This is a genomic window from Pseudomonas sp. NFACC16-2, from assembly GCF_900119205.1.
In the GTDB taxonomy this organism is placed as follows: domain Bacteria; phylum Pseudomonadota; class Gammaproteobacteria; order Pseudomonadales; family Pseudomonadaceae; genus Aquipseudomonas; species Aquipseudomonas fluorescens_Q.
Map to the genome: position 1 here is coordinate 44,257 of NZ_FPIX01000012.1, position 14,606 is coordinate 58,862.

Consider the following 14,606-nt stretch of genomic DNA (forward strand, 5'->3'; position numbering starts at 1 on the left):
GGGCTGCATGTTTTGCAGCCCTATTATTGCACATTGGAAAACGAAAGCTCGCTGAATCGAATAACGTCCCCGCCTAACCAATCATTTAATTGCCTCATTCGCATCTGAATTGGTTCCAACTCATTAGCCGCATAAATCTGCGCTGCCTCCCGAATCGATCCAAACCCTCCCGCATTCTGCGGCACGATCCCCATCAGCTGCGGCGGGATGCGTAGGCTCGCCAGTACGTCGTCACGGGTCTGATTTTTAATCGAGTTAAATTCATCCTTGGCCGCTACCTCGCTTACCGGTATCAGTTGGATGCCGTCTTTCTTGCCTGTGGGAGAATATACAAACAAATTCCGAAAATTCCCCGGCCCCTTTGACTCCTTCAGCGCTTTGCGCAAAGCGTCGATATCCGCCTCAGTCTGCGCCGCGTCGGTCATGTACAGGATGAAACCGGCGTGACTGCCGTTCTCGTAATACTTGCGCCGGAACAACGTCGCCGACTCGTTCAACAGCGCCGACTGCAAGGCACTGATCCACTCCGGCAGCCCATAGATCTCCTGATGCAAATCCGCCTCGCGCAGATGAAAAATGCTCCCCGGCTCAAACGCATGCTCATTCTTCCAGCCCTGCACCTGGTAGAACTGCCCCTCCGGCCCGACCCGCATGTACTTCGCCAACGACGGCACCAGTTGCCGCGTGCTGCCCAGCACCGAACGGCGTTTCTCCAGATACCCGTTGCCCAGGCACAGAAAGTCCAGGGCAAACTGTTCAAAAGCCGCCCGGGACAACATCGGATGCGGAATAAACGTCTTACTCAATAGGTTGCGCTTGAACATCAACCCCGAATGCAGATGCACACTCGCCCCCACCGACCGGGCCAGGCCATTGAGCGACAACGGCGGCTCATACCACCGCCCGTTGAACCAACACTCCAGATAATCGAACACCTCTCGCCCACCCAACACCGGCGTCGGCTCTCCGAAGCTAAACACCTGAGTACCCGCACTAGAGGCATCGAGGGCGGCCGGCAAAAGCTCCTGGCTGGCAAGTTGTTCGGTCATCAGTAAATCTCCATTCGCCCGGTATTGGCAGCGGTCTGCCCTTCGAGCGGTTCGTTCTGCAATGCGTGGAAGAGCGCCCAGGCCAGGTCGGCATGGCCGGTGTTGTCGTTGCGGCCGGCGGTGTAGGTGAACTGGCGGCCGCCTGCGGTGATGGTTTTGCGAATCGCCATGAGCGACTGGGCCATGTCGGTCCAGCCGGCGTCGAACTCCAGCCGCCCCTTGTGGATCACATCGTAGGCCTTGAGCACCAGGCGGGTTTTCACCTCGGGCGAGTAGCTGAAGGTGGTCACCGCCGGGAAGAACTGGCGCACCAGCTGGGCCACGCCGCTGCCCAGGCCGGTGACGTCGATGCCGATGTAGGTCACCCAGTAGCGGTCGCACACACCCTTGATGGCGGCGGCCTGGGCGGCGAAGTCCATGCCGCGAAACTGGTGGCGCTCGAGCACACGGAATTTGCCGCCCGGCACCAGTGGCGGCGCGACCACCACGAGGCCGGAACAATCGCCCGTCTCGGCAGGGTCGTACCCGACCCATACCTGGCGGTCGCCAAACGGGCGCATGGCAAACGGTTTGTAGTCCTCGGCCCACTCCACCCAGCTATCGACCATGCAGGACTGCAATACCGAAAGCGGAAAGATGCTTGCGCCGTCATCAACGAACTCGCACATCAGCAGGTTGGCGAAGGCCTCCGGGCTGTACTCGCGGCGCAGCTCTTCGATGTCGAACAGATCGCAGCCGCCCCGCTCCGCGTCGAGGATGGTGACAATCTGGCGCCACAGCCGGTCCTCACAAAACCGCCCCTGCTGGAGCACGCCGTGGGTCACATCAACCTTGGTGTGCTGCGCGGCGGGCTTGCCCTTGTTGAAGCGCTCGCCGGTCCAGAAGGTGTACGCCTCGTGGGCCATGCTCGACGGCGTGGAGAAGTAGGTTTTGCGCCATTTCTTGTGCATCGCCATGCCCGAGGCGACCTTGTTCAACTCCTCGAACTTGAACGTCCAGAAGAACTCGTCGAAGTAGAAATTGCCGTGATAGCCCTGGGCGGTGCGGGCGTTGGTCCCGAGGAAAAACAGCTCGGCGCCGTTGGGCAATACAATCGGGTCACCGGTCAGCTCGACGCCGATGACTTCCCGGGCGAAGGCCTGGATGTAGCCACGGAACAGGTAGGCCTGGTTCTTCGAAGCCGACAGGAAAATCTGGTTGCGACCGGTGTCCAGAGCGTCGATGAACGCCTCGCGGGCGAAGTAGTAAGTGGCGCCGATCTGCCGACTCTTGAGGATGACGCGGGTGCGTTGGTTGCCGGCCCGATACCAGTCTTTCTGGTAATCGAAACAGCCGTCGATGAAGGCCTCGCGCAGCAGCTCGATCTGGTCTTCACTGATGTCATTTTTCGGGGACTTTTTCTTCGGCCCCTCGTTGCGCTTGGAGAGGTTCGGGTTGAGGTCGGTTTCGGTACCACCATCCTGGTAACGCTGAATGCGGGCCTGACGCTCAAGCTGCCGATGCAGCAGATCGATCTCTTTGAAATCGCCGCCGGTCTTGTTGTCCTTGAGGATCAACTGCACCAGGCGTGCTTCCAGGGCACCGCCGATGCGTTCGACATTGTCGGCCCGGTCCCACTCGTCGCGGGCTTTCCAACTGTGCAGTGTTTTTTCTTTTGCCCCCGTTGCCTCGGCAATCTCACAGACGCGCCAACCCATCCAGTATAGAAACTTGGATTGGCGTCGTGGATCAATGGGCAGCAGAGCAGTCTTCACCATGCCTAGATGCTGCTGCGTGCCCTCAAAGCTAAACAGTCCTACTACTTGTAGCTAATACGCTAACAACCTTCAAACTATAAACCGATTAAAAACGCTCAAAAATCGGAATATTCTGACGCATCAATTACATCTATATCTCACGCAACCAAGGCTGCTAGTCATCATCCATGTAAATAATTCCCACGTTAGCAGTGTAGTCACCAGTTCGACCTGTAACCTGATTCATTATACTTTCTGGAGTGTCATCGCGAAAATTCACCACATGCCCTACCAACATCTCGTCACGCGTATATTCCGGCTCCTCGCTCTCCATCCACTCCTCCAACTCTTCTACAGTGAGACCAACTGCATCAGCTAATAGCTCCTCGAAAGTTTCTTGATGACGAACGCCTTCTATTGGATACAGAACTGATTCGTATTTTGATGGAAGTAATGCAAACTCCCCCCAGCCCAGATCGCTAATTGCCAGCCCAGTTCCGTTCTTAGAAACCGGACCATACATCAACAGCACTCGTCCAATAGCGGAATCTACAATCCTATGCTCAGTGGAATCACGCACCGTCATTTTTAACGTAAAATCCTGATAATTACCATTATTCTCATATTCAATCCGGGTCATCTGAATATTGTCTGGATTGCCTTGCCCCATAACCCGAATATATTTTATGCGCCCGTAATATAGCCTTGGCTTTGTATTAGGTTCTTTCACCGCGGATACGTTTACCAAGGCATCGCTCAATAGTTGTGGGTATTGCGCCTCAGGCAAGAAATAATATTTATGAAAGTTTTTATTGAAATTTGTACACAACCCTCGAACTGAGGTAATTCGGCTGGGCAGTTTTATCTTCTCTCCGTTATGCCGACGAATTGGCACCTCGGAAAGCTCTCCATCAATATCTTCGACTACAGGACCAGAATAAACCTGTCCCTGTAGCTGAGGAGCTACGGGCTTGTGCTTCATAAAACTCTTCACTACAACCAATAATTCATCATCAACAGCTTGCTTGGCCTCCTCCTCATCGGTAAATCTTTGTCCATCGCGTTTTTTCACACGGAGCCCACACGGCGGCCTATGTTTTTGAGTATGAGCAAAGTATGCAGCGCGACCTCTAGCATCCTTTTCTCCCTCCTCAGGAGATCGAAACAAACCAACACAACATTCCGGACAAAAAATAGCCCCCTTCATGTTGCTTTGGTATTCCGAGGTAAGAACCGACGTGGCGCTCTTACGAAGCACAGCCTTGTCCCCAACACCATATATCCAGCCCGGAAGAAAATACGCGAATTTAATCCGATTACTTCCGAAGTTTTCTGACATAGCCATGCAAATTCCCTTTCGAATGAAAAATAGCCGAAGCCACGGCTCCAATTTTGAAAATCAATAATGGCACATAAACATCATTTTCAAAATCTGCTCGTTATTATTTAGCTCCTTGTGCTTGCCTTCCCTACAACCCCAACCCGTTGCCGCCGCTCGCGCCCATGCCGACCATGCCCCTCATTGCAACGCACTGAGAATCCCCGGCATGAAGAAGTACCGCAGCAACTGGTTCCGTGTCGCCATCGAAGGCGCCACCTCGGACAAGCGCACCATCAAACGCAGTTGGCTAGAACAGGCCGCCAAGAACTTCAACCCGTCCACCTACGGTGCCCGTATCTGGCTGGAGCATTTCCGCAGTCTGCTGCCCGACAGCCCCTTCAAGGCCTATGGCGACGTACTGGCAGTAAAAGCCGAAGAAGTGGACCTCAACGGTCAAAAGAAATTGGCGCTGTTCGCGAAGGTCGAACCTACTAACGACTTGATTGCTATGAATAAGGCCAAGCAGAAGATCTACACCTCCGTCGAGATCGACGAGAGCTTTGCCGACACGGGCGAGGCCTACATCGTCGGCCTCGCCGTGACCGACTCACCCGCCAGCCTGGGCACCGACGTCCTGGCGTTCTCAGCGCAGAAACCCGAATCCAGCCCCTTCCAGGATCGTCACTATTCGGAAACTTCTATGTTCACCGAAGCGGTCGAGACCGAGCTGAAATTTGAAGAATTCGAAGAGAAGCCGAGCATCGGCGCCCAGCTCTTCACTAAGGTGCAAACCCTCTTGACCGGTAAACAGGCCAAGGATGACAGGGAGTTCATCCAGATCGGTGAAGCGGTCGAAGCCATCGCCGAACACGTCAAGGATTTGCCCGACCAACTGGCCGCCGAGAAGCAATTCTCCAAGGGGCTACAAACCCGACTTGATCAAGTCAGCACCGAACTGACCGAGCTGAAAAACCAGCTCTCCACCACCCAGGATCCCAACCAGAAAACGCGCCCCCAGGTATCCGGCGGCGGTAACCAGGTCATGACCGACTGCTGACTCATCAAGGACGATCAACATGCGTAACGACACCCGAGTACTGTTCAACGCCTACCTGCAGCAACTGGCGCAACTGCATGGAGTGGCTGACGTCACCACCAAATTCACCGCAGACCCCAGCGTTGCGCAAACACTGGAAACCCGCATCCAGGAGTCCAGCGCCTTTCTCAGCGCCATCAACATTTACGGTGTATCGGAACAGTCTGGGGAGAAGATCGGGATCAGCATCGACGGCACCATTGCCAGCACCACCGACACCACTGTCAAAGACCGTGAACCACGCGATCCGAGCGGCCTGGACGACCGCGGATACAACTGCACCCAAACCAACTTCGACACCGGTATTCGCTACCAGAAGCTGGACCAGTGGGCCAAGTTCAAAGACTTCCAAGCGCGCATTCGCGACGCCATCATCAAAGCCCAGGCCCTCAACCGGATTATGATCGGTTGGAACGGCAACAGCCGCGCCGCGACATCCAATCCAACCATCAACAAACTGCTGCAAGACGTGAACATCGGCTGGCTGCAAAAGATGCGCGAGGAAAACCCTGCCCGGGTCATGACCGAAGTGAAAGAAGGCAGCGGTAAAATCGAAATCGGTGCCAACAAGGACTTCGCAAACATCGACGCCCTGGTCGTCAGCATGGTCAACGAGTTCATCGAACCCTGGTATCAGGAAGATACTGAGCTAGTGGTGATTTGTGGTCGCCAACTGCTGGCCGACAAGTACTTCCCCATCATCAACACCGTGCAGGCACCAACTGAAGTGTTGGCCGCCGACATCGTCACCAGTCAAAAGCGCCTCGGCAACCTGCCGGCCGTGCGCGTGCCGCACTTCCCGGCCAGCGGCCTGATGGTCACTCGCCTCGACAACCTGTCGCTGTACTGGCAGGAAGGCACCCGCCGCCGCACCGTCGTCGACAACGCCAAGCGCGACCGCATCGAAAACTTCGAGTCGGTCAACGAAAGCTACGTCATCGAAGACCTGGGCTGCGCCGCCCTGGCCGAAAACATCACCCTGAGCTGAGGCGGCCATCATGACCAACCCCTGTCGTCACCACTTTGAACGTGTAACGGCTGCCGTCGAAGCGGCGGCTACAGACCCTACCCAAACCATGGCCGGCGCCACGGCTTACGAGCATCAGTTAAATCAGCTGCTGCAAGACCGCCTGCGCCTGAAACAGGTCCAGTCCAACCAGGGCAAGGCCGAACTCAAACGCCAGCTACTGCCGAGCTACGAATCCTACGTACAAGGTGTGCTGGAAGGTGGCAAAGGCGCTCAGGACGAAGTGATGACCACCGTCATGGTCTGGCGCTTCGATGCCGGCGACTTCACTGGTGGACTCGACATCGCGACCTATGTGCTGAAGTACAAGATGGTGATGCCGGACCGCTTCGCTCGCACCTTGGGATGCCTGGTCGCTGAAGAGGTCGCCACAGCGGCCTTCAAGGCTCAGAAAATCGGCGAACCGTTCGACCTGGACATCCTGCATCGCACCGCCGAACTCACCGACGCCGAAGACATGCCCGACCAGGCCCGCGCCAAGCTGTTTCTCGCCATGGGCCGCGCCACCCTGGGAGGCATCACCGAAGAGATCCCGGGCCAACCCGGCCAGCTTCAGGCCGGTGTCGATCTGCTGAAAAAAGCCATCGCCCTGCACGACGCCTGCGGTGGCAAGAAAGATCTGGAGCGGGCCGAACGCCTGCTTAACAAACGCGCCGGCCCTGCCGGCTAACCGAGCGTCCCCACGCACCCCGCCGGCTCGGGGCGGATCGGCCAGGCCGCTCCACCTGAACGTGAAGCCCCGACCACCGGCGACCTATTTTTGAGTTCTGTTCCATGAGCGGATTTATAGCCGGCGGCACCGTCGCCAGCGGCCATATCAACACCGATGCCTTCTGGCCCGCAATCGACTTGGATCAGTTGCGTGCCACGCTGAGGATTGACGCCAGCGTCACCGCACCACGCCTGGAAACCGCCGCGGTTGCCGCCGCCATCAGCGTCAACCGCGAGCTAAGCGAATGGCGCACCACCCAACAAGCTGCCGGCTATACGAAACTTGTCGACATGCCCGGCGAGCGAATCAACGACGTACTGGTCCTGGTACACCTCTACCGCCGCGCCATCGAGGCCGCTACAGGCGCTGAAGTTTGCGAGCGCTACCGCTCCTATGACTCCACAAACAGCGGCCACCAGAACGCAGAAGAACTTACGCCAAACATCGACGACTACCGCCGCGACTTGCGTTGGGCAGTGCGTGACTTTCTCGGCGTCAATCGCACCACAGTGGAGTTGATCTGATGAAGGTCACCGTCCGCGCTCACCAAAACGACACAGTCGATTCCCTTTGCTGGCGTCACTATGGCCGCACAGCAGGCGTGACCGAGGCGGTACTCCAAGCTAACCCCAGCCTGGCTGACTACGGGCCGATGCTGCCCCAAGGCCTTGCCGTGCAAATGCCCGAAGCCCAGACGGCCGCACCACAGCGGCAGATGGTGAATCTATGGGACTAATGCCCTCTACAAGACCTAGACCTCATGAACAAACCTGAAAGCCTGCGCACTCACCTGCTCGCCACCATTGGCGAACTCAAGCACAACCCCGACCGACTGCTGATTTTCATCGACAACGGCAAGGTCCGCTGCACCGCCGCGGCCAGTTTGTCCTTCGAGTACAGCTTTGATCTACAGGTGATCCTCACAGACTTCGCCGGCCATCCCGACAGCGTTATGTTGCCGGTGCTGGGATGGTTGAAAGTGAATCAAGCGGATCTGCTTGAGAACTTGAATAAGTCCGCGGAGGGCATCCAGTTCGAAGCCGACATTCTGGACAACAGCAAGGTGGACCTCAGCCTGACCTTGCCTCTGACCGAGCGAGTGATTGTGAGAAAGGACGCCGACGGAAAGACAACTATCCGCCACCCCGGCGAACCTCAACGCACTGCCGCGTTTCTCGACCCAGCGTGGGTACCCGGCGCTCAAAGCTCCAGCAACGAATGGGTCGTACCGAAGTGACGAGTCGACTGGAAGCGCTGGAAGACTGGGCTGGAGGTCTACTGGGTCAGCTTGAGCCCACAGCACGCAACAGACTCGCCCGCAACATCGGCCAAACTTTACGCCGTAACCAACAACAAAGAATCATCGCCCAACGCAACCCGGACGGGAGCAAGTACGCATCACGCAAGCAACGTAACCTGCGCGGAAAACAAGGTCGGGTGAAGCGAAAGGCGCAAATGTTCCAAAGACTGCATACAGCAAAATTTCTTAAAATTCAGGGAGGCAGCAACACCATAAGCGTTGGTTTTATAGGACGGATTGCACGTATTGCCCGGGTACATCAATACGGACTGAAGGACCGCGCCGAGCACAAGGGGCCTACCGTGAGTTATGAGAAGAGGGAAATATTAGGATTTACCGAAGCTGACCTAACAGATATTCGCGACAATCTAGTATTCTATCTGTCACGGTTGAATACATCGTGACGCCACAGCACTCAAGGACAGACTCGTAGATGGCACGAAAAGAAAAAACGGTGATATTCCTACTAGCTCTTGCCAGTATTATACTTATCTCCATCCCACCGAAGCTTCTGATATTACAGCATGGCGGCATTAGCTTTCTGATCATAGTAGCAGCCACCGCCACAATCTTTATATCTTTACTTGAAATCAAACAAGAACGCTTCATCAAAGGAATGTCACTAATAGCACTTGCAGTTGCATTCCCGCTTCTGTACACGCCCTACCTGAGCCTAATGCTATTACCAAACAAAATCCCTCAAGACTTCATGGAACAGCTTGAGGTATTCATTCAGGTCATAGTTCTTGCCTGTTCTGGCTCCGGCGGCAGCATTATCGCAAACTATGGAGATACCAACACCACCGACTTCCTAAAGCACAAACCCATTTCCTCGCCCCCTGACAATACACAAAACATAGAAAAACTAATCACACAAGGAAAAAACCTCAACAACAAGCTCAATCTTCTAATAGGAGTCTCCACAGCCGCACTGGCGACGGCACTTCTAGCCTTACTCATAAACCTATTAAAATAAATCAATTAATTCACACAACCAACAAAATACCTCACTACGAACAACATCTTGCCAAGTCCAAACCAGGAATTAGTTTTCCTCTTTTACTTTTTTCAACAGAAGTCGCTCCTTTAGCTCCATAGCTACTCCTTCGTATCCAGGAAACATTTTAGCTGGACCATATCCTAGCTTCCGCAATAGACGCGCCAGTTCCAGAGATTGGGAATTCGGAAGGACCATTTTCACAAACAATTCTGATGCACCATCTCCAACCACACCCCAATAATCTTTTATCAATACATCCAAAGGGCGCCTATCTACCGGAGGAAGCTCCTTTATTTCCCCGCTCGATATAGTTTTTAGCCCTGGAACCTTTTGAGCCCAATGGGAGAATAAACCGCTTTGAGCAGCCAGATTAGGATTACCGCTATAATGCGGCGTTACAAGCTTCAGTGGAAAATACTGTCCATTCGATTGAATTACAGCTATCGCCCTAGCATCCAACCCCCAAACACAAAGTTCTCCATCGATTTTACCTGAGGGCCGTGAAGCAAAGAACGCAGCAACGAACGGATCATAAGTCCAATCAAGAAGGCGGGTAGGCACGCCATAATGTTGAGCCAGCGCTGCAACTTCAAGCATGTCGTCTGGAAGCCACATATCACCATCTGTCCATGTCGACATCGTATAGAAGTCTATTTTTTGATGCAGTCTACTGCGCAACCGTTCAGAAATTGGGACATGTAACCCCTTGATGTCAGCTTCCCTATAGAAATCCCTAACCAACTGGTATTCCACATAAGCCAAGGAGTAATCATTATCCGAGGTGGAACCAGTTATTTCGGCGTACGCTAGAGAGTTATCCCAAATAGTTTTTTTTGACTCTTCGCGAATAGAAGTCGGAGCCAATAGATACCTAGCATCCGAATGGCCTCTAAAAATGTAACCATCAAGAGATGGAGAGCTCGACCATGGAGCTAGTGCATTCAAAAATTCAGGAGCAGTATCGAACCTATATTCCCGGATAAACCCAACCATACGATGTCCTTATAACGCCTTATATTTTCGCATTTGTATGCTTTTTTCTCACAACTCCGAAGCTCTTACCGACGCGCACGAAACTCTACACCATTAGCACCATGAACGACCTACCCACCCTCACCCGCCTAACCGAAAACCTCATCCGCTACGGCACCATAGCCGCCGTCCAGATGAAGCCCCCACGTGTGCAAGTCAAAACCGGAACGCTGACCACAGCGTGGCTACCATGGATCGCCCTGCGCGCCGGGGCCGACCGCGAGTGGAATCCTCCGACAGAAAACGAACAGGTCCTACTCTTCAGCCCCTCCGGCCAACTCGCCAACGGCGTCGTCCTAACCGGCCTATTCAGCGACCACATCCCAGCCAACGGCGACCGCGAAGGCCTGCACCGTTACACCTACCGCGACGGCACGGTGATTGAGTACGACAGCATCGCCCACCACCTCAACGCCACCCTCACCGATGGCGGCACCACCACCCTGACCAGCCCCGGCGGCATCAACCTGATCGGCGACATCACGCACAAGGGCAATTACATCCAAACCGGCAACCAGAAAGTCACCGGAAAGATCACAGTCTCGAAGGACGTGATTGCAGCCGGCATCAGCCTGGTAAACCACCCGCACAGCGGCGTCACGCCTGGCAGTGGCATGACGGGGAAGCCCGTATGAATCGATACACCGGCTCGCCCCTCACCACTGAAGAAAGCATCGCCCAATCAATGAGCGACATCCTCAGCACGCGCCTCGCTACCCGGGTCATGCGCCGTGAATACGGCAGCCTGTTACCCGACTTGGTGGACCATCCGTTCAACGACATCACCCGCTTACAGGTCTACGCAGCCACCGTCATGGCGCTGATGCGCTGGGAGCCGCGCATCAGCCTCAGCCGCGTGCAGTTTCTAGGCACCACGTTGGAAGGCCAGGCGTCACTGGACATCGAAGGCAGTATTGTCGATAGCAATCAGCCGCTGAGTTTGAGCGTGCCCCTGCACTTAGGGGGTAGCGCGTGAGTTCATTTGTTGCCATCGACCTCAGTCAGCTTCCGGCGCCGCAGGTGGTCGAACAGATCGATTACGAGCAGATCCTCGCCGAGCGCAAGGCCTATGCCATCAGCCTATGGCCCGTCGAAGAGCGCGCTGAAATTGCTGCGCGCCTCATCCTGGAGTCGGAGCCGTTGACCAAACTGCTCCAGGAGAATGCCTACCGCGAAATGGTCTGGCGTCAGCGGGTCAATGAAGCCTCTACGGCGAACATGCTCGCCCTCGCCAGAGGCACCGACCTGGACAACCTGGCCGCCAACTACAACGTCAGGCGCTTGGTTATTCAGGACGCCAAGCCGTCCGTCATGCCACCGATTCCGTTGCAAATGGAGAGTGACGACAGTTTGCGGGAACGGGCGCAGATGGCGTGGGAAGGACTGAGCACCGCAGGCCCGCGCAACAGCTACATCTTTCATGCCCGGTCGGCTCACGGGCAAGTCGCTGATGCCACTGCCGAGAGCCCATTGCCGGCTGAAGCGGTGGTAACGGTGCAATCGATACTCGGCGACGGCAGCGCCCCACCCGCCCTGCTCGCCGCCGTCAAAACCTACCTCAGCGACGATGACAGGCGCCCTGTAGGCGACCGATTGACCGTGCAAAGCGCCAAGATCATCCCTTACCAGGTCAAGGCCAGACTGTTCCCGTCATCCTTCGGACCTGAAAACGAGCTGAGTATGACGGCAGCAAACGCGAAGCTATTCAGCTTCGTGCACCAGCGACGTCGCTTGGGCCTGGAAGTGTCTGAATCGATCATTCACGCCTCGCTGCATGTCGAGGGCGTGCGCAAAGTCGTGCTGCAGGATTGGGTCGATATCGTCGCAACGCCTTACGAGGCGCCGTATTGCACGAGCATTGAGCTGGCATGGGGTGTTGAATGATCGCCGACACGCCACTGCTCCCGAGCAATTCGACACCGCTGGAGAGGCAAGCTGCGCAGGCACTGGCCCAGATCCAGCGCGTCCCTATTCCACTGCGCACCCTGTACAACCCCGACCTGTGCCCATTGCCGCTACTGCCCTACCTGGCCTGGGCTTGCTCAGTCGATCGCTGGGATAGTCAGTGGAGCGAAGCGACCAAGCGTGCCGCCATCCGCAGCGCTTATTACATCCACTCGCGCAAAGGCACCCTCGGCTCGCTGCGCCGTGTCGTCGAGCCGCTGGGGTATTTGATCGACATCGTGGAGTGGTGGCAGACCGAACCGGAAGGCCCTCGGGCGACTTTCACGCTGAAAATAGGCGTGCTCGAAAGCGGTATCACCGAAGCGATGTACCAGGAGCTGGTATGGCTCATCGACGACGCCAAGCCTCTGACCCGACACCTGATCGGTCTCGACATCATTCTGCAAACCCAACTGGACGCCTTCGTCGGCGTCGCCCTTTACGACGGCGATGAGATTGACGTGTATCCCTGGAGCAATCCCGACATCAACGTGGACATCCAGGCCTACAGCAACTTGAGCATTTACACCCTCGATGAATTGGACGTGTATCCCAATGGTGAATGAGAAAACGCTTTTCGGCGGTATGTTGACCGAGCTTGGCGCGGCCAAGAAAACCAATTGCGAAGCCCTTGGAATTCCTTGGGAGCCAAAGTACATGCTGATCGGTGATGCCAATGGCACCGACCCGGTGCCGAGCCCGACGCAAACACAATTGATCAACCAGGTCTATCGCGCCCAACTTAATCAACTGCGTGTTTCCCCAACGGACCCAAACATTTTGATCGCTGAGGTGGTGCTGCCGCCTGATGTCGGCGGCTGGTGGGTGCGCGAGTTGGCGCTTGAAGACAAAGACGGCGTGTTTTGCGCCGTTGGAAATGCAGCGCCCAGCTATAAACCTCTGCTGACACAAGGCACCGGTCGTAACCAGGTGGTGCGGATGCACATCATCACCACTGGGACCGCGAATATTCAGTTGAAGATCGATCCTTCAGTCGTACTTGCGACGCGCGAATATGTTGATACCAAGATTCAGCAAGAGCTGCACAAGCTCGATCACAAACAATCGGCTCGCGTAGCCACTACGACCAACATCAAACTGGCGGGCCTTCAGAAAGTCGACGACAAGACATTAGTTGCAGGCGACCGAGTGTTGGTGAAAGACCAGAAGTCGAGCGAGGAAAACGGCATTTACTTGGCCTCCACGGGGGCTTGGCAACGTGCGCCAGATGCCGACAGCAGTGGCAAAGTAACCTCGGCACTCTTCGTCTCCGTCGAGCAAGGCACCCTCCAGGCCGACACGCTCTGGCAGTTGGTGACTGACGACGTCATAGAGCTGAACACCACTGCGCTGAGTTTTCGGAAAGTGACGCATGATGATGCACCCAGTCGAATGGCTACCCAGTCAGAAGTCGATGCTGGAAAGCTTGATACGGCGGCGGTATCCCCGAAAACGATGCGCTGGGGTTTTGCCGCCGCCCTTCATTCAAACGGCTACATCATTTTTCCCTCTTGGCTCGGTGGTCTCATCATCCAGTGGACGCAGGATGTGATCCCTGAGGGTGCAGGTGAAGTCCATGTAAACCTGCCAATAGCCTTTCCCAATAGCTACTTTGGCTGCTCGATATCAACTTCCTCCGCCAATGCGGTCTCCATAAATCGCTATAACCACTCTCTCAGCGGTGTCGTCTTGCAGGCAAGATCGCTCAGCAGCTCAGGCCTTAAGGCACCAGACGTGCAGGTCTTCTTCGAATTTATTTGCCTAGGGAGATGAACATGCGCAAATACAGTAAGAGCACTGGAACCAGCTACATTGTTGGTCTTCATCAGGATATTCCGTTAGACGCAGTGGATATCTCAGACGAATGCTATGAGCGGGTGATCGGCAATCCCACCCCGGGCAAAGTGCGTAGCCATGACGCCACGGGTTTGCCAATTCTGATCGATCCAGCTCCATTAACGCTGGAGCAATTGGCAGCCATTGAGCGCCTTTGGCGAGACGCTCAAATCGACAGCGTGCGGTGGCTGCGCGAACGCCACCGTGACGAGGTGGATTCCGCCAGGCCAACAACCCTCACCGACGAGCAATCAACAGAGCTGCTGAACTATGTCCAGGCCCTGCGAGACTGGCCCGTAGCACCCGGTTTTCCCAGCTCGGAACATCGCCCTTCGCCACCGACATGGGTGGCTGTGCAGAGCCAATAAACACCAATCTGTTTTATGTTCACACGATGGTAAGTATCGAGCCCTACAGCTACATACTCGGAAACACCACATCCCAATCCCAAGGCTACGTTACCTTGCGCCTTTGCCTACAACTAAGACAGAATCCGCCCGCTTGTGTGCCCTGGTCCGTACCGGTAGCTTGGTTTCCGTCACTGCTCATCAGT

Annotated in this window: 18 protein-coding genes; 14 read left to right on the plus strand and 4 right to left on the minus strand. The window is 55.6% G+C overall.

Annotation, left to right across the window (positions count from 1 at the left end; translation table 11 throughout):
• Positions 1-23: 23 nt before the first annotated feature.
• The 3 genes from BT116_RS12670 to BT116_RS12680 all read right to left on the minus strand — a co-directional run bounded on the left by BT116_RS12670 (position 24) and on the right by BT116_RS12680 (position 4,130).
• Positions 24-1,049, minus strand: coding sequence for a phage portal protein (locus tag BT116_RS12670; RefSeq protein WP_072344023.1), 1,026 nt, complete (start codon positions 1,047-1,049; stop codon positions 24-26).
• Positions 1,049-2,806, minus strand: coding sequence for a terminase ATPase subunit family protein (locus tag BT116_RS12675; protein ID WP_072344026.1), 1,758 nt, complete (start codon positions 2,804-2,806; stop codon positions 1,049-1,051). The genes BT116_RS12670 and BT116_RS12675 overlap by 1 nt, the downstream gene beginning before the upstream one ends.
• Before the next feature lie 154 nt (positions 2,807-2,960).
• On the minus strand, positions 2,961-4,130 hold the full coding sequence (locus tag BT116_RS12680) for a hypothetical protein (RefSeq protein ID WP_072344029.1): 1,170 nt from the start codon (positions 4,128-4,130) through the stop codon (positions 2,961-2,963).
• Between the two features lie 202 nt (positions 4,131-4,332).
• Here BT116_RS12680 and BT116_RS12685 point away from each other — a divergent pair, with 202 nt between their 5' ends.
• The 8 genes from BT116_RS12685 (at position 4,333) to BT116_RS12720 (ending at position 9,217) form a co-directional block, all read left to right on the plus strand.
• Positions 4,333-5,163, plus strand: a complete 831-nt coding sequence (locus BT116_RS12685) for a GPO family capsid scaffolding protein (protein WP_072344033.1) — start codon at positions 4,333-4,335, stop codon at positions 5,161-5,163.
• 19 nt (positions 5,164-5,182) lie between these two features.
• On the plus strand, positions 5,183-6,190 hold the full coding sequence (locus BT116_RS12690) for a phage major capsid protein, P2 family (RefSeq protein ID WP_072344036.1): 1,008 nt from the start codon (positions 5,183-5,185) through the stop codon (positions 6,188-6,190).
• Positions 6,191-6,200: 10 nt separating this feature from the next.
• Entirely contained in the window at positions 6,201-6,899 is a 699-nt protein-coding gene (locus BT116_RS12695) for a phage terminase small subunit (RefSeq protein ID WP_072344039.1), read from the plus strand.
• Between the two features lie 104 nt (positions 6,900-7,003).
• Positions 7,004-7,465: a head completion/stabilization protein gene (locus BT116_RS12700; RefSeq protein ID WP_072344042.1), complete on the plus strand. Its 462-nt coding sequence runs from the start codon at positions 7,004-7,006 to the stop codon at positions 7,463-7,465.
• Complete coding sequence (locus BT116_RS12705) at positions 7,465-7,677, plus strand: tail protein X (RefSeq protein ID WP_072344045.1); 213 nt, start codon at positions 7,465-7,467, stop codon at positions 7,675-7,677. The genes BT116_RS12700 and BT116_RS12705 overlap by 1 nt, the downstream gene beginning before the upstream one ends.
• 24 nt (positions 7,678-7,701) lie before the next feature.
• Positions 7,702-8,178, plus strand: coding sequence for a phage tail protein (locus BT116_RS12710; protein ID WP_072344047.1), 477 nt, complete (start codon positions 7,702-7,704; stop codon positions 8,176-8,178).
• Positions 8,175-8,645, plus strand: a complete 471-nt coding sequence (locus tag BT116_RS12715; RefSeq protein ID WP_072344289.1) for a phage virion morphogenesis protein — start codon at positions 8,175-8,177, stop codon at positions 8,643-8,645. The genes BT116_RS12710 and BT116_RS12715 overlap by 4 nt, the downstream gene beginning before the upstream one ends.
• A gap of 29 nt (positions 8,646-8,674) precedes the next feature.
• Complete coding sequence (locus tag BT116_RS12720) at positions 8,675-9,217, plus strand: hypothetical protein (protein WP_072344050.1); 543 nt, start codon at positions 8,675-8,677, stop codon at positions 9,215-9,217.
• A gap of 69 nt (positions 9,218-9,286) precedes the next feature.
• Here the strand turns inward: BT116_RS12720 and BT116_RS12725 are convergent, their stop codons facing one another.
• Positions 9,287-10,234: an FRG domain-containing protein gene (locus BT116_RS12725; RefSeq protein ID WP_072344053.1), complete on the minus strand. Its 948-nt coding sequence runs from the start codon at positions 10,232-10,234 to the stop codon at positions 9,287-9,289.
• 101 nt (positions 10,235-10,335) lie between these two features.
• On the opposite strand from BT116_RS12725, the gene BT116_RS12730 reads away from it, so the two are divergent.
• The 6 genes from BT116_RS12730 to BT116_RS12755 are packed head-to-tail and all read left to right on the plus strand — an operon-like array spanning position 10,336 to position 14,421.
• A complete protein-coding gene (locus BT116_RS12730) occupies positions 10,336-10,908 on the plus strand; it encodes a phage baseplate assembly protein V (RefSeq protein ID WP_072344056.1) in 573 nt (190 codons plus the stop codon).
• On the plus strand, positions 10,905-11,249 hold the full coding sequence (locus BT116_RS12735) for a GPW/gp25 family protein (protein ID WP_072344059.1): 345 nt from the start codon (positions 10,905-10,907) through the stop codon (positions 11,247-11,249). Before BT116_RS12730 ends, BT116_RS12735 begins: the two co-directional genes overlap by 4 nt.
• The gene (locus BT116_RS12740; protein WP_072344062.1) at positions 11,246-12,157 is read left to right on the plus strand and encodes a baseplate J/gp47 family protein; all 912 of its coding nucleotides are present in this window, start codon (positions 11,246-11,248) and stop codon (positions 12,155-12,157) included. Before BT116_RS12735 ends, BT116_RS12740 begins: the two co-directional genes overlap by 4 nt.
• Entirely contained in the window at positions 12,154-12,783 is a 630-nt protein-coding gene (locus BT116_RS12745) for a phage tail protein I (protein ID WP_072344065.1), read from the plus strand. The genes BT116_RS12740 and BT116_RS12745 overlap by 4 nt, the downstream gene beginning before the upstream one ends.
• A complete protein-coding gene (locus BT116_RS31445; protein ID WP_083569135.1) occupies positions 12,773-13,990 on the plus strand; it encodes a phage tail protein in 1,218 nt (405 codons plus the stop codon). The genes BT116_RS12745 and BT116_RS31445 overlap by 11 nt, the downstream gene beginning before the upstream one ends.
• A 2-nt stretch (positions 13,991-13,992) precedes the next feature.
• The gene (locus BT116_RS12755; protein ID WP_072344068.1) at positions 13,993-14,421 is read left to right on the plus strand and encodes a tail fiber assembly protein; all 429 of its coding nucleotides are present in this window, start codon (positions 13,993-13,995) and stop codon (positions 14,419-14,421) included.
• Positions 14,422-14,606: the final 185 nt, after the last annotated feature.

Bases quoted from the DNA above. Each gene is read 5' to 3' on its own strand.
- BT116_RS12755 (WP_072344068.1), top strand. From the start codon at position 13,993: ATGCGCAAATACAGTAAGAGCACTGGAACCAGCTACATTGTTGGTCTT.
- BT116_RS12720 (WP_072344050.1), top strand. From the start codon at position 8,675: ATGGCACGAAAAGAAAAAACGGTGATATTCCTACTAGCTCTTGCCAGT.
- BT116_RS12695 (WP_072344039.1), top strand. From the start codon at position 6,201: ATGACCAACCCCTGTCGTCACCACTTTGAACGTGTAACGGCTGCCGTC.
- BT116_RS12670 (WP_072344023.1), bottom strand. From the start codon at position 1,049: ATGACCGAACAACTTGCCAGCCAGGAGCTTTTGCCGGCCGCCCTCGAT.
- BT116_RS12735 (WP_072344059.1), top strand. From the start codon at position 10,905: ATGAATCGATACACCGGCTCGCCCCTCACCACTGAAGAAAGCATCGCC.
- BT116_RS12705 (WP_072344045.1), top strand. From the start codon at position 7,465: ATGAAGGTCACCGTCCGCGCTCACCAAAACGACACAGTCGATTCCCTT.
- BT116_RS12675 (WP_072344026.1), bottom strand. From the start codon at position 2,806: ATGGTGAAGACTGCTCTGCTGCCCATTGATCCACGACGCCAATCCAAG.
- BT116_RS12685 (WP_072344033.1), top strand. From the start codon at position 4,333: ATGAAGAAGTACCGCAGCAACTGGTTCCGTGTCGCCATCGAAGGCGCC.
- BT116_RS12745 (WP_072344065.1), top strand. From the start codon at position 12,154: ATGATCGCCGACACGCCACTGCTCCCGAGCAATTCGACACCGCTGGAG.
- BT116_RS12700 (WP_072344042.1), top strand. From the start codon at position 7,004: ATGAGCGGATTTATAGCCGGCGGCACCGTCGCCAGCGGCCATATCAAC.
- BT116_RS12725 (WP_072344053.1), bottom strand. From the start codon at position 10,234: ATGGTTGGGTTTATCCGGGAATATAGGTTCGATACTGCTCCTGAATTT.
- BT116_RS12680 (WP_072344029.1), bottom strand. From the start codon at position 4,130: ATGGCTATGTCAGAAAACTTCGGAAGTAATCGGATTAAATTCGCGTAT.
- BT116_RS12730 (WP_072344056.1), top strand. From the start codon at position 10,336: ATGAACGACCTACCCACCCTCACCCGCCTAACCGAAAACCTCATCCGC.
- BT116_RS12690 (WP_072344036.1), top strand. From the start codon at position 5,183: ATGCGTAACGACACCCGAGTACTGTTCAACGCCTACCTGCAGCAACTG.
- BT116_RS31445 (WP_083569135.1), top strand. From the start codon at position 12,773: ATGGTGAATGAGAAAACGCTTTTCGGCGGTATGTTGACCGAGCTTGGC.
- BT116_RS12710 (WP_072344047.1), top strand. From the start codon at position 7,702: ATGAACAAACCTGAAAGCCTGCGCACTCACCTGCTCGCCACCATTGGC.